Raw genomic sequence first — 15,735 nt, 5'->3', positions numbered from 1 at the left:
CCACCCGACCTACCTCTCCCGCCGTACCATGGCCTCATGACCGAACAGGACATCCTCGCCCATATCCAGGACCTGGTGAAGCAGGAACATCAGCTGCGGTCCAAGGCCACCAGCGGAGAGCTCGACCCGGAGGCCGAGCGTGCGAAGTTGGCCGATCTCGAGGTGATGCTGGATCAGTGCTGGGATCTGCTGCGGCAGCGTCGCGCGCGGATCGACCAGGGCGCGAATCCGGACGAGGCCCAGGCCAACCCCGTCAAGCAGGTCGAAGGGTATCTGCAGTAACGGTTACCATCGGTCAATGGTTGACATCACGACCGCCGACGGCGTTGTCCGCGGTCTCCGCCGGCGTCGGATCGCACAGTGGCGATCCATCCCGTATGCCGCACCGCCGGTAGGTGACCTGCGTTTCCGGGCTCCGCAGCCGGTGGAGAGCTGGTCGGGCGTGCGCCCGGCCACCGAGTACGGTTTCGCGGCGATGCAGCAGCGCGACGGCGCCCGGATCGGGCCCCGGCAGCCACAGCCCACCAGCGAGGATTGCCTGACGCTCAATGTCACGGCACCCGCGGAGCCGGCCACCGCGCCCCGGCCGGTCATGGTGTTCATCCACGGCGGCGGATACGTACTGGGCACCTCGGCGCTGCGGCTGTATTCGGGCGCCCGGCTGGCCCTGCGCGGCGACGTGATCGTGGTGTCGCTGAATTATCGGCTGGGCGCTTTCGGCTATGTCGATTTCAGCGAGTTCTCGACCGCGACACGGCCTTTCGAGTCCAACCTGGGGCTGCGCGATCAGGTGGCGGCGCTGCAGTGGGTGCAGCGCAATATCGCGGCGTTCGGCGGCGATCCGAACAATGTCACCGTCTTCGGCGAATCGGCCGGAGCGCATGCGGTGGTGAGCCTGCTGGCCACACCCGCCGCGGCCGGGCTCTTCCATCGCGGTATCGCCCAGAGCGCGCCGGCGGACTGGTCGCTGACCTCGGCGGCGGCCCGGGTTTTCGCCCGGCGCTGTCTCGACAATCTCGGCGCTACGCCGGATCGGGCCGTCGAAGCCCTGACCACGGCCGGCTCCAACGACATCCGCAAGGCCGCCGATCGCGCGATCGGCGAGGTGCTGTGGCAGCAGCCGGGCAGCTTCCCCGCGGCCCCGGTCGTCGACGGCGAATTCCTGCCGCTGGATCCGATCGAGGCGATCAGCACCGGGCAGGCCCATGCCGTCCCGCTGATCATCGGCACCAATCGCGATGAGGCGACGCTGTTCAAACGCTACGATCGGTCCCTGCCCACCACCGCCGGCCAACTCCACGTCGCGCTGTCGCGCTGCGGTGATGCCGAGATCGAGAAGCGTGTCGTGGCAGCCTATCCCGGTTATCCCGATCGGCGGGTGGCGGTGCGCATGGGCGGTGACTTCGTCTTCTGGCGGCCCACCATCGAGGTGCTGGAGGGCCACAGCCGCCACGCTCCGACCTACGCCTACCGCCTCGACTTCGCCCCGCGCGCAGTCCATCTCGCGGGTTTCGGCGCCACGCACGCCTTGGATCTGATTCCGGTGTTCGGCGGGGTGGACAGCGCCATCGGGCGCGGGCTCACCACGCTCGGCGGGTATCGGGACTTCCTGCAGGTGCAGCGCGAATTCCAGGACAACTGGCTGTCGTTCGCGCGCAAGGGGCAGCCGTTGCCGTCCTGGCCGCAGTACACCGAGCAGCGCCGCAATACCCGGATCATCGACAGTCCCGCCCGGGTGGAGGTCGATCCGAATCAGAGCAAACGCCTTGCCTGGCAAGGGGTTCGGGTTCCGGCGCTGGTCTGACCGGTTATTTGAGCAACCGGGACATCCGCCGGTCGGCGAGGATCTTGCCGCCGGTCTGGCAGGTGGGGCAGTACTGGAAGGATTTGTCGGCGTAGGCGACCTCGCGGACGGTGTCACCACAGACCGGGCACGGCAGCCCGGTCCGCGCGTGCACCTGCATACCCGAGCGCTTCTCCCCCTTGAGCCGGGCCGCGTCCTGGCCGACGGACCGGGTGATCGCATCGGTGAGGATGTCTCGCATCGCCCGATACAGCTCGGCGGACGCATCCGGACCCAGGGTGGACGCGGTGGCGAACGGGGAAAGCCTTGCGGCGTGCAGGATCTCGTCGGAGTAGGCATTGCCGATCCCGGCCAGCACCGTCTGATCGGCCAGCACTGTCTTCAACCGCTGCGAGGTTCCGGCCAGTAGTTCGGCGAACCGGTCTTCGGAGACCTCGAGTGCGTCGGGGCCCAGCCGCGCGATCCCGGGAACCGACCGCGGGTCGGCGGTGATCCAGACCGCGAGCCGCTTCTTGGTTCCGGCCTCGGTGAGATCGAAGGCCGGGGTAGCGCCTTCCGGGGTGAAGAAGTGGACGCGCAGGGCCAGCGGTCCCTTACCCGGTTTCGGTGGTGCCGCGCCGGGTTCGTCGATCCAGCGCAGCCAGCCGCCACGCGACAGATGGGTGATCAGCCACAGCCCGTCGCAATCGAGACCGAGATGTTTACCCCAATGCCCGGCACCGGTGACGTCGCGGCCGGACAGCGCGGTCACCGGCGGGTCGAATGTCTTCAGCACACTCAGTGCCGCGACATCGACCCGCCCGACGACCGCGCCGACGGCATGCTCGACCAGAAACTGTTCGAGCGCCACGATCTCCGGCAACTCGGGCACTCCCGCAGCTTACCGGCGAGCACCGACAATCCGGCGGCTCGCGCCGCGCGGCGTACTACACCGCGGCGGGAGCCGTCTGCTGCGGTGCGGCGACACCGGGGGCGACCGCGCCCTCGATCGCGCCCACTCCGGCGCCGATCGCGGCGCCCGCGGCCGCGGCCGGTGCCGCGATCACGGCGTAACCGATGGCGGCGCCGACAATCGGCATCACGACCAGGCCCGCGGGCAGGAACGGGACACCGGCGATCAGTCCGGCGACACCGCCGATCAGCGCGCTGGTGGATGCGATCGGGCTGCTGACGATGTTGCCGACACTGGAACCGATCACGGCGCCGCCGAGAGTGTCCGCGGCGATACGATCCGACCGCGACGGCTCGAATCCGGCGGAGTCCAATCCCTGCGCCAGCCCGGCCTCGGTCTGCGCCGCGGAATCGTTGATCTGCGCGGTGAGCTGCGGATCGAGGAAATCGGGCCGCGGTGTCACGACCGAACCGATCCGGATCGTATTGTCGGGCGCCTTGATCGGCGCTACGGCCGGCGCCATATGTCCGAGGTCGGGCATATGCAGCGCGCTGGGATCGACCGGGGCCGGTGCGGCGAGATCGGGAACCGCGCGAGTGCCGTTCACCACGTTACGGCCCGATCCGGCGCCGGCCGCCGCCACCGCGGGATTCGCCGCCGGGGCGGGCTGAGCGTCGGCGATCGGCGCGACCGACGGATCGGCGGCCGACGCCGGACGGAACTGCCGCGGCCCCGGGGCGGTGGCCTGCGCGAGGGCCTGCGCGGCCGCGCCGAGCGGATCGGGCTGCGACAGGATCTGAGTGGCGGTGGCCAGCGCGGCATCCAGTGACGCTGCGCCGGGCTGGGCGGCCGGCGCGTCGGGCGCTTCCGCCCCCGCGGGTGCCGTCTGCCATAGCGCCACGCTCAGTGGCAGAGCGCCGATGACCAGTAGAGATCCACCGCGCTTGTACCACTGTCCCGATGTCGCCGAGTGCCGCCCTGCCATGAACAACCTCCAAGTCGGATACCGATTCGATGACAGTTATTCGCACCGGACGGTGGTATGGATCACATCGAGATCGATATATTCCGGAGAAGACGAATTCCCGCGGGGATGTCGGCGACTAAACCGCCCGGCGCAGCAGATAGATATCCATGATCCAGCCTTTGTCCGCGCGCAGTTCGTCGCGCCGCCGCACGATCGAATCCGCCACCGCGCGCAGCGGGCCCTCGATGAGCGTTTCGTCCGGCATGCCCAGATAGGCGCCCCACCAGATATGCAGATCGTCATCGGGCAGGTGCGTGAACGAGCATTCCCCGTCGAGCATCACGACCGTCGCTCCGTCCGCGGCCGCTCCCTCGGACCGCAATCGGCGACCGGTGGTGATGTGCACCGGTTCACCGATCTCGTGCAGTACCACCCGATGGGCGGCGGCGAGCGCCTGAGCGCTGGTCACGCCCGGAATCACCGTGTACTCGAATTGCGCGCCCCCGTCGAGGACGCGCTGCACCATGCGCAGGGTGCTGTCGTAGAGCGACGGATCGCCCCAGACCAGGATTCCGCCGATCCCGGCTGTGCCGTCGAAGGCATCGGCCAGCAGCCCGGCCCGGCGCCGGTGCCAGTCGGCGACCACCTCGCGGTAGTCATCGGCGTCGTCGACGCGACGATCGCGGGGCGGATCGGCGATCTCGATCACCCGGTGCGCGGGATCGGCGTATTCGGCCAGCATGGCGGCGCGAACCTCGGCCAACTCCCGTTTGCGCTCGCCCTTGCCGATGACGAAGAACGTCTCGACCTGCCGGATCGCCTCGATCGCCTGCACCGTCAACTGCCGGGGATGGCCGGCGCCGATTCCGATCACATAGAGCTTTCGCACGGTGACTAAGCTTGCCAGTCATGGACGGCGCACCAACCAACCCCACCGCTTCCGGTGCGCACACCACCGGCGGCGTCGAATCCGGGAGACCGGACACACAATACGAGGACCTGTTGCGACTGGTCCTCGAGCACGGCACTCCGAAGGCGGATCGCACCGGGACCGGCACCCGGTCGGTCTTCGGTCACCAGCTGCGCTACGACCTGTCGGCGGGATTTCCGCTGATCACCACGAAGAAAGTGCATCTGAAATCGATCGTGTACGAACTGCTGTGGTTCTTGCGCGGCGATTCCAATATCGAATGGCTGCACGAACACGGCGTGACCATCTGGGATGAATGGGCCGATCGGCACGGCGAACTCGGCCCGGTGTACGGGGTGCAGTGGCGTAGCTGGCCGACCCCCGACGGCAATCACATCGATCAGATCTCCGAGGTGCTGCATACGCTGCGCACCGATCCGGATTCGCGGCGCATCATCGTTTCCGCGTGGAATGTCGCCGAACTGGACAAAATGGCGCTGGCACCGTGCCACGCCTTCTTCCAATTCCATGTGGCCGACGGCAGATTGTCTTGTCAGTTGTATCAACGCAGCGCGGATCTGTTTCTGGGTGTGCCGTTCAATATCGCCAGTTACGCGCTGCTGACCCATATGGTCGCGCAGCAGACCGAACTCGAACCGGGCGATTTCATCTGGACCGGTGGCGATTGCCATATTTACGACAATCACGACAATCAGGTGCGGGAACAACTGACCCGTGACCCGTATCCGTTCCCTCGGCTGCATCTGCGGCCCGCGCCGACGCTGTTCGATTACGCCTTCGAAGATGTCGAAGTACTCGGCTACCGCCACCATCCGGCGATCAAGGCACCGGTGGCGGTATGAGCCGGGTCGGATTGATCTGGGCACAGACGGCCGCCGGAGTGATCGGCGCCGACAACACCATCCCCTGGCGGGTGCCCGAGGATATGGCGCATTTCCGAATGGTCACCGGGACGCATCCGGTACTGATGGGACGGCGCACGTGGGATTCACTGCCCGCGAGGTTCCGGCCCCTGCCCGGCCGGCGCAATATCGTCATCACCCGCCAACCGGACTGGTCGGCGCCCGGAGCCGAACGCGCCGATTCGATCCCGAACGCGATCGCACTGGCCGGCGCCGAGACCGTCTGGATCATCGGCGGTGGCGAAATCTATCGCGAGGCAATGGATTACGCGACCGATCTGATGGTGACCGATATCGATGCCGAGATCTCCGGCGATGCGTACGCGCCCGCGATCGAGGGTGATTGGCGCGTCGAGAGCTCGCCGTGGGCGCAGTCGCGTACGGGGCTGCGCTACCGCATCCGGCGCTTCGCCCGCGACAGCGCACCCGCTACCGTCGGCTGATCCGGCGCTCGGGCGGCACGGCAGGTATCGAACCCGAATCGCATCGGCGAAACGCCCGACCGTGCGAGATGGGTCCGGCATACTCACCGATATCCAGCCTGTGACCAGAGCCCGATCCGGCGGAACCGCGAGAGGCAGATCATGGATAAGAAATCGCTGACGGCGGTGGCTCGCCAGCAGCTGAAAATCGCCGCATCCGCCACGAGTGGACGTAGTTCGCAGACCATCTACGGTGGCCACACCCACAGCCTGCGCCAGACCGTGATCGCGCTGACCGCCGGACAGAGCCTGGCCGAACACGAAACCCAGAGCGAGGCCACGCTCCAGGTCCTCACCGGAACTCTGATCATGATCAGCGGCACCAACGAGTGGAAGGGATCACCGGGCGATCTGCTGGTGATTCCCTCGGCGCGGCACAGCGTGAAGGCGATCGACGATGCGGCATTCCTGCTGACCGTTGCGAAATGAGCCCGCTCGGCCACCGGAGGTAGGGCGCCCGGGCACCGCCGGCCGCCGACCGTGCGCGCGGACTGTCGGCCGGGCACCGTACCCTGTTGATCATGGGTGAGCCGCAGCCGATCCTCGATCCGCTCTCGCGTGCCGCGACCTTCCTCGTCGCCACCATCGACGAGGGCGGCGAGCAGGCGGTTCGCGATTTCCTCGCCGATCTCGCCGGTTTGCGCCGGTCGGTCGGATTCCGGGTGCCGGATGCGCACCTGAGCTGCGTCACCAGCATCTCCTCCACGGCCTGGGACCGGCTCTTCGCCGGCCCGAAACCCGCTGAACTGCACGAATTCCCGGGATACGCGGGTGAGCGCCATCAGGCCCCGGCTACCCCGGGCGATCTGCTCTTCCACATCAAGAGCGATATGCCGGATGCCTGCTTCGAGCTGGCGATGGTGATCGACTCGCGCCTGCGTGGCGCGGCCACGATCATCGACGAGACGGTCGGGTTCCGCTACTTCGAGCAGCGCGATCTGCTCGGATTCGTCGACGGCACCGAGAATCCCGAGGGTTCCGACGCCGTGGCCGCGGCCCTGATCGGCGACGAAGATCCCGAATTCGCCGGTGGCAGTTACGTTATCGTGCAGAAGTACCTGCACGATCTGGACGCGTGGAGTGCGCTGACGGTCGAGGAGCAGCAGCTTGTCATCGGCCGCACCAAACTCGAGGATCTGGAGCTGTCCGACGAGGACAAACCCGCCGATTCCCATGTCGCGGTGAACACCCTCGTCGACCCCGACGGCACCGAGCGGCAGATCCTGCGCGCCAATATGCCTTTCGGCAGCGTGCGCGAGGGCGAGTTCGGCACGTACTACATCGCGTACGCGGCCACGCCGGATGTCACCGAACGCATGCTGGTGCGGATGTTCCTCGGCAGCGACGAGGCGCCCTACGACCGCATTCTGGACTTCTCCACCGCCATCACCGGCACCCTGTTCTTCACCCCGCCCGTCGGGTTCTTCGACGAACTCCCGGATGCCCCCGTCCGGAACCGGGAACAGGACCTCGTGGACGAGGCATCCGGTGTGGCAGAGCTGTCCGCGCCCGCGCCGCCCGGCGACGGCTCCCTCGGAATCGGCACCTTGAGAAGAACTCCGGGATGAGCGGTCAGGCCCCGTAGGAGGCGGCCCGCGTCACCACGTAGGGCCCAGAGCTCGTACCGAGAAAGGACACAGCAATGAACAATCTGCACCGCGAACTCGCGCCGATCACCTCCGAAGCGTGGTCGGCCATCGAGGAGGAGGCGACGCGCACCTTCCGGCGTCATATCGCCGGGCGCCGGGTGGTGGACCTGTCGGGTCCGCACGGCACCGACTACTCCGCGGTCGGATTGGGTCGAACCACCGTGATCGACGCTCCGGACAAGGATGTGCAGGCTCGGCAGCGGCTCGTCGCACCGCTGGTCGAGCTGCGGGTGCCGTTCACCCTGTCCCGGAACGAACTCGACGATGTCGAACGCGGCGCCCAGGATGCCGATCTGGACCCGGTCAAGGATGCGGCCAGGAAGATCGCCTTCGCCGAGGACCGCGCGGTCTTCGAGGGCTACCCGGCCGCCGGTATCACCGGTATCCGGGCGTCGGTCTCCAACGCCCCGGTCACCGTCCCGAGCGAGACGCGGCTGATCCCCGAGGCGATCGCGCAGGCATTGAGCAAACTGCGTCTGGCCGGTGTGGACGGTCCGTATTCGGTACTGCTGAGCGCCGAGCTGTACACCGCCGTCAGTGAGACCTCCGACCACGGCCATCCGATCCGCACGCACATCGAGCGCCTGATCCCCGAGGGCGAGATCATCTGGGCGCCGGCCATCGACGGCGCGTTCGTGCTGACCACGCGTGGCGGGGACTTCGATCTGCAATTGGGCCAGGACCTGTCGATCGGCTATCTGTCCCACGATGCCGAGACCGTGCAGCTGTACTTCCAGGAAAGCCTGACCTTCCTGGTCTACACCGCCGAGGCGGCGGTCCCGCTGCGCGGCTGAGCCGGGTCGCACCGCCCGGCGCGCGCCGCGCCGGCCCGCACTCGCCGTATCCGCCGCACCTGGCGGATGGACAACGGTGGCGGAATCGGTACCGTGGACGCGAGATATCGGCGGGTGCACCGCACCGTGTAGATGTGGTGCACCGCACCGTGTAGATGTGGTGCACCGCACCGTGTAATTCGGGAGGCGGCGTGGACGACAGCGCACTGCCCGCTGTGGCGGACCGGGCGCCGGCAGGCGCGCGGGCGCGACGATGAGCGACGAGGTGACGCCCACACCGGGCGAACGATCCGATATCGCGCGCCTGCCCGACGATCCGCCGCGTCCGGTGCGGGCCGGAGTCGTCACCGGCCGCCGGACTCTGGCGTACGGTGCACTCGCCGCCGGGGCCGTACTGGTGATCTGCGGCGCGATGGTGGCACTGTTCGGCTGGGGGCGGATCTTCACCGGTCTGCTCATCGGTGTGGTCGCGGCGGTCGCCCTGCTGGTGGCCTTGTTCGGCCGCGATGTTGTGGTCCTCACCGATCGTGCGATCTACCGCCGGACCCCGTGGGCCGAATCCCGCCTGGAGTGGGATCGGGTGGTGGCCGGACGGTTCGCCCTCGACGAGCGGGCCCGCTGGTCGCTCGCGCTCGATCTGACCGGGGGCGAGGACGGCCATGACGAACTGGTGTTGCTGAACATCCCGCCGGTCGAGCATCCGGTGTCGAACGCCTACGAACACCGCAAGTGCGAGCAGGTCGCCCAGGTTCGACGCATGCTGCGGCATAAGCGAATCCCGGTCACCCTGCTGCCCGAGATCGCCACAGCACTGCACGAACACTGGAAACTCGCGCCCGCCGCCCGATGACGCGCCGCGGCGGGCGCCGCCGGTCCCCCACCATCCATCCCGATTGTGAAGGCGTCTTCCCGATGATCCGCACCGCCGCGCTGGCTCACGTTCGCGATCGCCGTCTGCTGCAGGCACGGTCGTCCGGTAAGGACGTGTTCTACATGGCGGGCGGGAAGATCGATCCGGGCGAGTCACCCGTGCAGGCGCTGTATCGCGAGGTCCGCGAGGAACTCGGCGTCGATGTGTCGGCCCACGACGAACTCGGCGTCTTCGAATGCGAGGCCTACGGCCACGCGCCCGGCACCGCCCTGCACATGACCTGCTTCACCGCCGATCTGACCGGTGAGCCCACACCGACGAGCGAGATCGCCGAACTGCGTTATTTCACCGTCGGCGAGTACGCGGCCATGTCACATGTCGCACCCGGCTCCATGCTGGTCTTCCGCCGGTTGCACGAACTCGATCTGATCGACTGGTAGCGGCCCCGCGAGCTCGCTAGGTCAGCCCCGGATCGGACCGGATCGCCTCGCCTGCCCGCGTCTGCGTATCGCCGGTCACCGCGCCGGCCGCTGTGCCGGGCGGCTGCCCGTCCTCCGGGCCCGGGCCACCCACCGGCTCCGGAGCGCGGTCGAGCTCCATGGGGATCCGGGTGGATGCCAGCAGTGCGAACAGCAGCACCACCGCGGCGCTGAGCAGGGCGACCCTGGTCGCGTCGGCGAATCCGGCGGCCAAAGCATCGGTGACCGCGGCCGGCGCGTGCTGGTTGCGCAGACCGGTGATCGCGCCACCGGCCGAATCACGGGTCGCCTCGGTCACGGTGTCGGCGGCACGCGGGACCAGTCCTCGCACCGTGGCGAGCCGATCGGGCAGGAAGTGGCCGAGCGCGATGGAGAGCGCGCCGCCGAGCACCGCCACACCGAGGGCCGCGCCGGCGTGCCGGGCCGTCAGCGTGATCGCCGAACTCGCGTCCGAGGCCGCTGCCGGGGCGGCGACCGACAGCCGGCCGGTCAGCGGCGGGGTTGCCAGGCCGATGCCGATCCCGTAGCAGGCGAGCAGGATGGCCGGGACCCAGACCGAAGTCGTCGCGGTGAGCGCGAAGGCCGTCACCGCGATCGTGATCACCGCGATCGCCAGCCCGACCCGCACTCGCCACACCGGATGCAGAGGCCGTGCCGAGCCGATACTCATCAGACCCGCCACCAGGGCGGCGCCGGTCAGCCCCGCGAGGACGAAACCGGTTCGCAGCGTGGACAACCCGAGGCTGTTCACCAGATACAACGGCAGTGCGAACAACACTCCGAACTGCGCGAGCGAGACCAGGAACATGGCGGCGTCGCCCCATCGGCGCGGATCGCGCACTCGCGAGAAGTCCACCAGCGCAGCGTGTTCCACCTTCACCCGGTGGCGTTCCCAGAACACGAACAACACCAGGAGCAGGACGCCCACGACGAGGACGAGGGGCATCGGAGAGGTCGACGCGCGCATCGACCAGGTCGTCCCGATCACCGTGAACTCGCGACGCGGCGGTCCCCACCCGTAGTGCTGAGCCTCGATGAGCGCGTAGACCACCAGCGCGAACCCGGCCGTGGCGAGTAGCCAGCCGTCCACATCGACCCCGGACGCCTGTGTGCCGATGCGGGTTTCGGGAATCGCCAGCAACGTCCCGACCAGCACCACTACACCGATCGGGATATTGATCAGAAATATCCACGGCCAGGTGAACGAGTCGGTGAACCAGCCGCCCAGCAGCGCGCCGGCGACCGCGCCCGTGGCCAGCGCCACGCCCCAGACCGTGAAGGCCACCGCCCGATCCCGGCCGCGGAATACCGCCGCCACCGTCGACAACGATCCGGCGAGTACGGCCGCGGCCCCCAGGCCCTGCACGAAGCGGCCCCAGATCAGCGGGCTCGGCGTATCCGCGGACGCGGCGAGCGCGCTGCCGCCGACGAAGACCACCACACCGAGCCCCAGGATCGCGCGACGGCCGAAACGATCGCCGAGGCGCGTCAGCACGATCAGCAGCACCGCGACCACGATCGAATACACGCAGAAGACCCACTGCGCTTGGGTGAAGTCCAATCCCACGTCGGCGATGATCGTGGGTAGCGCGACTCCGACGATGGTGCCGTCCAGCGTCACCATGGCCACGCCCAGCGCGACGACCGCGATGATCAGCCCGCGTCTGGCACCGGCGGGCGGCGAAAGAACTTCAGCGTCTGTTCGAACGTGATCAGCCATGCGCCGCTCCCGTCGTCGACCCGGTTTTGCTGGGAAGTAACCGGTACCGATCGAGTCTACGAGTCGAACCGGGCGAATCTCGGCAATAGCGACAGGGCGATATGGGACCGTGCGATGATCGCGAGCATTCGGCTACCCAACACGCGGGCGACCGGGATCAGTCGCTGACTCGGCCCGCCTCCGGGAAGGTGGCGTCGCGGATGATCCGCAGGCCGGCGATCAGTGCCTCACACTGTTCGGGCGTGAGCCGGCCGTAGAACCAGGTGTCGAGGATCTTCAGATATTCCGGCAGCACCTTCGCCAGCCGGGCCGCACCGGCCGCGGTCAGCGCGGCGTAGGAGCTGCGCCGATCGTTCGGATCGGGCTGACGACGGGCGAATCCGTTGCGCTCGAGCCGATCCACCAACCGGGTCACGCCACTGGTGGACAGCTGAGCCTGGTCGGCCAGATCGGTCATGCGCAGACGCTTGCCGGGCGAGCGGCTCAGCCGCATGAGCGCCGCGAAATCCAGTAGCGACAGGCCGTTCGCGGACCAGCTGGGCTCGAGCTTGCGGCGGATCCCACTGGTCGCCTCGAACAGTATCCCGATATCGCCGAGCCGGGGGTCGTCGAAAACGTCGTCGTTGATGTGGTCCACCCGTTCACCCTACAGCGAAGTTGTTGCGCGGATAGTTGACATGAGGAACATCTTCCATATTATTGCTGCGAGGATATTCCTCGCAGCAACTAAAGGAGACGTCATGACCAGCACCTGGCTCGCCGGATTCCGTTCCGCGATCATCAGCCCCTACGAGCAGTTCCAGCTGACCGAACCGCGCGGATTCAGCGACGCGACCGTGCGGCAGGTGCTGCACATGGCCGGCGGCGGGCGGCAGCTGCGGGTCCGGCTGAGCAATCGGTACGGACGGGATCCACTGGATATCGGCGCGGCCCGTATCGCCCTGCGCAAGTCGGGCTCCACCCCGATCGCCGAGACCGACACGGTGGTGCGCTTCGGCGGTGCCGAACGGGTACGCATCCCCGCGGGCGGCGAATTGATCAGCGATATCGTCGATCTCGCGGTCGACGGCGGTGACGATCTGCTGCTGAGTCTGTACCTCCCGGGCGATACCGGACTCGCCACCTTCTCCCATCAGCCGATGGAGATCGGCTACGTGGCCGCCGGTGATCGGACCGCGGATCTCGAACTGCCCGAGGCCGAGGAGGTGGCCTCACGCTTCTACGTGACCGGCATCGATGTGCTCGCCGAGACCGATACCCCGGTGGTGGTGGCCTTCGGCGATTCCTGGTTCGAGGGCACGGGGACCACCGTCGGCGCGAACCACCGCTCGATCGATGAGCTGAACGCGCTGCTGTCGCGGGGCTGGGTGGTCAATCAGGGCATCGGCGGCAACCAGTTGCTCACCGATGAGGTCGGCGAGCACGCACTGGGCCGATTCGACCGCGATGTGCTCGAGGTTCCCGGTGTCACCGATGTGGTGGTCAATCTGGGGATCAATGATCTGGCGCTGGGCGAACCGGCCGCCGTCGGCGATCTGATCGCCGGGTACACCGAACTGGCCGCGCGCGCTCACGCCGCGGGCCTGCGCATCTACGCCAATACGGTCGGGCCGTTCGCGGGCGTGATCTATCCGATGGTCGACGCCGAACCGGCGATGCCGGTGCGCGCCGAGATCAACGAATGGTTGCGCGGGGCCACGGTGTTCGACGCGGTATTCGATGTGGCGGCAGCGGTGGCGGATCCGGAGCGGCCCGATTTCATCCGGCCGGATCTCGACAGCGGTGACGGTCTGCACCTCAACGATGCCGGAGCACGGATCATGGCGCAGACGATGCGGCTACCGCTGGCCGGATGAGTTCGCCCGCCCCTCAGCGAGGTTCGACCTCGGCGAGCAATTCCGGTCCGCGAGACTCCACCCGATCCGACACCACGTGCGCGGCCAGCACCGCCGCACCGACGCCCAGAGCGATACCGACGGGCAGCGCACACCATTGGATCAGCGCATTGTGCAGGTAGGCGCCGAGCAGGAGCAGGCCCAGTACCGGCAGGTTGACCACGAGTTGACCGAAGCCGACGGCCAGTTGCGTCAGGGCCCGCGCACATCCCGGATTCCCGGAATTGCTCGCGAAGGGGTTACCCCGTTGCTGCGGAAGCGGATACGCGGCATAGACCGACAGGAAGATCGCGGCCGCGATCCCGACGCCGAGCACCACCGGCAGGGTCGACACCGCCCAGGGATACAGCTGCCACCGGCCGACCGCACCGGGCAGAACGAGGGTGAGTACCACCGCCGGCGGGCTCACCACCACCAGCCAGGCGATCATCCGGCCGCGCACATCCGCCCGGACGGCACCGGGAATGACCAGGGTGTGCCAGAGCGCGGTGCCGTCGAAGGCATACATGTTCGCACTGGCCATCGCGGCCAGCCACACCACGAACACCCCGGCGAACGGCAGACTGGCCCCGCCGTTCCGAAGGCCCAGGAAGATCGGCAGCACGACACCGATGAGCATCAGCGGCAACAGCGCCGCGCGCCGCCTGCCGTCACGCCACCAGGTGCGTAGCTCCTTGAGCACCACCGCCCCGACCGGAGTCGGCCGGACCACGCGTTCCAGGCGTCCCGAACCGGCCTGGGCGCGCACCGGTCCGGCGGGCGCCGCGGTGGTGGTCAGACGACGTTTCAGTAGCACGGCCCATGCCTGCCACAGCAGTCCCGACAGCGCGGCCAGCCCCGCCAGCGCGAGCAGGCCGAACCACCAGGCACCCTCGGCGGCGGTCTGTACCGCGTACGGCGCCCAGCCGGAAGGCAACGCTCGCAAGGTGATCCCGACGCCGGGAGACACATGCTCCAGGCGCGGGCCCAGATAGGAGATCAGCAGTTGCAGCGGGTAATAGGCCAGACCCGTCAGCCCCGCCAGCACCACACCCAGATCGCGACCGCGCCGCGAGCGCATGGCCGCGCCGATCCAGGCCAGCACTACCCGCGACAACATCACCACGAAGATCAATTGCAGAGCCGTGCCCACGACGGCGAACAGCGTTGGCAGGACACCCAATTGGGCTGCCACGGCCACCAGTCCGGCGAAGGCGATGAGGTTGACGACGCCCGCGGGCCCGGTGAAGGCGACCGCCGCGAGCCCGATCGCCAGCTGCCGATAGCTCAGCGGCAGCAGCAGGAAATGCTCGGGCTGCAAGGTTTCGTCGCTGCTGCCGGTGATGACCGGCCCGCACAACCAGCCCAGCGTCCACACCGCGTAGAGACTGGCCGCCACATTGACCGCGGCACGGGTATCCCAGCCGTGGCCGGCCGATGCCATCAGGACCACCGTGACCGCCGCGGCCAGCAGTCCGAAGGCCAGGCCGAGCCAGAAGCCGACCGCGGCCCGTCCGTTACTCATCGCGCGGGCGGTGAGCCGCCAGCGCATACGGATCAGGACGCCAACCACGACAGCCCCTCGTCTCCCCCGATCCGTCCGCCCACCAAGCGGACGAATGCCTCCTCGAGACTTCCTTCGCCGCGGACCTCGGCAACCGATCCGGCGGCCACCACCCGGCCCTTGTCGAGGACCGCGAGGTGATCGCAGAGGTTCTCGACCAGGGCCATCACATGACTGGACAACACCACCGAACCGCCCGCGGTGACGAATCGCCGCAGAATGGTGCGAATCGTGCTGGCCGACACCGGATCCACCGCCTCGAACGGTTCGTCGAGTACGAGCAGTTTCGGCCCGTGCAGCAAAGCCGTGGCGAGACCGATCTTCTTGCGCATCCCGGACGAATAATCCACTACCAGAGTGTTTTCCGCGTCGATGAGTTCGAGGACGGCGAGCAGCTCCTGCGTTCGTTCGGCCACCGTCGCCTGCGGCATACCCCGCAACAGGCCGGTGTAGGTGAGCAATTCGCGCCCGGTGAGCCGCTCCGGCAGGGCCAGGCCGTCGGGCAGGACACCGACGATCGTCTTGGCCCGCACCGGATCCGACCACACGTCGAATCCGAAGACGTGCGCCTGCCCGGCATCGGGCCGCAACAGGCCGACCGCCATCGACAGCGTGGTGGTCTTACCCGCACCGTTGGGGCCGACGAGTCCGAAGAACGACCCGGGTGGCACCGAGAGACTCACCCCGTCGACCACCCAGGGCCCGTCGAATCGCTTGTACAGCCCGCTCAGCTGCAGGGCAGGTGCGCTATCGGCTTGCATATCCCCTCCTTCGCGAGCCACAGGACCGCGCTCACGACGGTACCC

Annotated in this window: 17 protein-coding genes; 10 read left to right on the top strand and 7 right to left on the bottom strand. The window is 68.1% G+C overall.

Translation table 11 applies throughout. The features are described 5' to 3' along the window. The first annotated feature begins 36 nt into the window (after positions 1-36). Entirely contained in the window at positions 37-282 is a 246-nt protein-coding gene (locus tag LKD76_RS04720; protein WP_227979719.1) for a DUF2630 family protein, read from the top strand. A gap of 16 nt (positions 283-298) precedes the next feature. Further along, positions 299-1,804, top strand: coding sequence for a carboxylesterase/lipase family protein (locus LKD76_RS04715; RefSeq protein ID WP_227979717.1), 1,506 nt, complete (start codon positions 299-301; stop codon positions 1,802-1,804). 4 nt (positions 1,805-1,808) lie between these two features. Here the strand turns inward: LKD76_RS04715 and LKD76_RS04710 are convergent, their stop codons facing one another. From LKD76_RS04710 to cobF, 3 genes are all read right to left on the bottom strand, one after another. After that, positions 1,809-2,675 (bottom strand): Fpg/Nei family DNA glycosylase, encoded by an 867-nt coding sequence (locus tag LKD76_RS04710; RefSeq protein ID WP_227979716.1) that lies wholly within the window; start codon positions 2,673-2,675, stop codon positions 1,809-1,811. Positions 2,676-2,730: 55 nt separating this feature from the next. Further along, entirely contained in the window at positions 2,731-3,681 is a 951-nt protein-coding gene (locus tag LKD76_RS04705) for a hypothetical protein (protein ID WP_227979714.1), read from the bottom strand. Positions 3,682-3,799: 118 nt separating this feature from the next. Further along, positions 3,800-4,552, bottom strand: a complete 753-nt coding sequence (cobF, locus tag LKD76_RS04700) for a precorrin-6A synthase (deacetylating) (RefSeq protein ID WP_227979712.1) — start codon at positions 4,550-4,552, stop codon at positions 3,800-3,802. A gap of 20 nt (positions 4,553-4,572) precedes the next feature. Between cobF and LKD76_RS04695 the strand changes: the two genes are divergently transcribed. From LKD76_RS04695 to LKD76_RS04665, 7 genes are all read left to right on the top strand, one after another. Next, a complete protein-coding gene (locus tag LKD76_RS04695) occupies positions 4,573-5,436 on the top strand; it encodes a thymidylate synthase (RefSeq protein WP_227979710.1) in 864 nt (287 codons plus the stop codon). Beyond that, entirely contained in the window at positions 5,433-5,939 is a 507-nt protein-coding gene (locus LKD76_RS04690; protein WP_227979709.1) for a dihydrofolate reductase, read from the top strand. Before LKD76_RS04695 ends, LKD76_RS04690 begins: the two co-directional genes overlap by 4 nt. Before the next feature lie 141 nt (positions 5,940-6,080). Beyond that, a complete protein-coding gene (locus LKD76_RS04685) occupies positions 6,081-6,407 on the top strand; it encodes a cupin domain-containing protein (protein ID WP_227979707.1) in 327 nt (108 codons plus the stop codon). A 92-nt stretch (positions 6,408-6,499) separates the two neighbouring features. Continuing rightward, positions 6,500-7,546, top strand: coding sequence for a Dyp-type peroxidase (locus LKD76_RS04680; RefSeq protein WP_227979706.1), 1,047 nt, complete (start codon positions 6,500-6,502; stop codon positions 7,544-7,546). 74 nt (positions 7,547-7,620) lie between these two features. Continuing rightward, positions 7,621-8,421, top strand: a complete 801-nt coding sequence (locus tag LKD76_RS04675) for a family 1 encapsulin nanocompartment shell protein (RefSeq protein WP_227979704.1) — start codon at positions 7,621-7,623, stop codon at positions 8,419-8,421. Positions 8,422-8,674: 253 nt separating this feature from the next. After that, positions 8,675-9,271: a hypothetical protein gene (locus LKD76_RS04670; protein WP_227979702.1), complete on the top strand. Its 597-nt coding sequence runs from the start codon at positions 8,675-8,677 to the stop codon at positions 9,269-9,271. Positions 9,272-9,333: 62 nt separating this feature from the next. Further along, positions 9,334-9,732 (top strand): NUDIX hydrolase, encoded by a 399-nt coding sequence (locus LKD76_RS04665; protein WP_227979700.1) that lies wholly within the window; start codon positions 9,334-9,336, stop codon positions 9,730-9,732. 16 nt (positions 9,733-9,748) lie between these two features. Here the strand turns inward: LKD76_RS04665 and LKD76_RS04660 are convergent, their stop codons facing one another. Both LKD76_RS04660 and LKD76_RS04655 read right to left on the bottom strand, forming a co-directional pair. Then, positions 9,749-11,491, bottom strand: coding sequence for an MFS transporter (locus LKD76_RS04660; protein WP_227979699.1), 1,743 nt, complete (start codon positions 11,489-11,491; stop codon positions 9,749-9,751). Between the two features lie 157 nt (positions 11,492-11,648). Next, a complete protein-coding gene (locus LKD76_RS04655; protein ID WP_227979697.1) occupies positions 11,649-12,128 on the bottom strand; it encodes a MarR family winged helix-turn-helix transcriptional regulator in 480 nt (159 codons plus the stop codon). A 103-nt stretch (positions 12,129-12,231) separates the two neighbouring features. Between LKD76_RS04655 and LKD76_RS04650 the strand changes: the two genes are divergently transcribed. Continuing rightward, entirely contained in the window at positions 12,232-13,347 is a 1,116-nt protein-coding gene (locus LKD76_RS04650; protein WP_227979696.1) for a GDSL-type esterase/lipase family protein, read from the top strand. Positions 13,348-13,360: 13 nt separating this feature from the next. On the opposite strand, the gene LKD76_RS04645 is transcribed toward LKD76_RS04650, so the two are convergent. Together LKD76_RS04645 and LKD76_RS04640 are read right to left on the bottom strand one after the other, a co-directional pair. Further along, positions 13,361-14,938, bottom strand: a complete 1,578-nt coding sequence (locus LKD76_RS04645; protein ID WP_227979695.1) for a hypothetical protein — start codon at positions 14,936-14,938, stop codon at positions 13,361-13,363. Then, positions 14,923-15,690, bottom strand: a complete 768-nt coding sequence (locus tag LKD76_RS04640; protein WP_227979694.1) for an ABC transporter ATP-binding protein — start codon at positions 15,688-15,690, stop codon at positions 14,923-14,925. Before LKD76_RS04640 ends, LKD76_RS04645 begins: the two co-directional genes overlap by 16 nt. Between the last annotated feature and the right edge of the window lie 45 nt (positions 15,691-15,735).

It is taken from the genome of Nocardia spumae, assembly GCF_020733635.1.
Classification (GTDB): domain Bacteria; phylum Actinomycetota; class Actinomycetes; order Mycobacteriales; family Mycobacteriaceae; genus Nocardia; species Nocardia spumae.
This window is presented reverse-complemented; position numbering and strand designations above follow the sequence as displayed.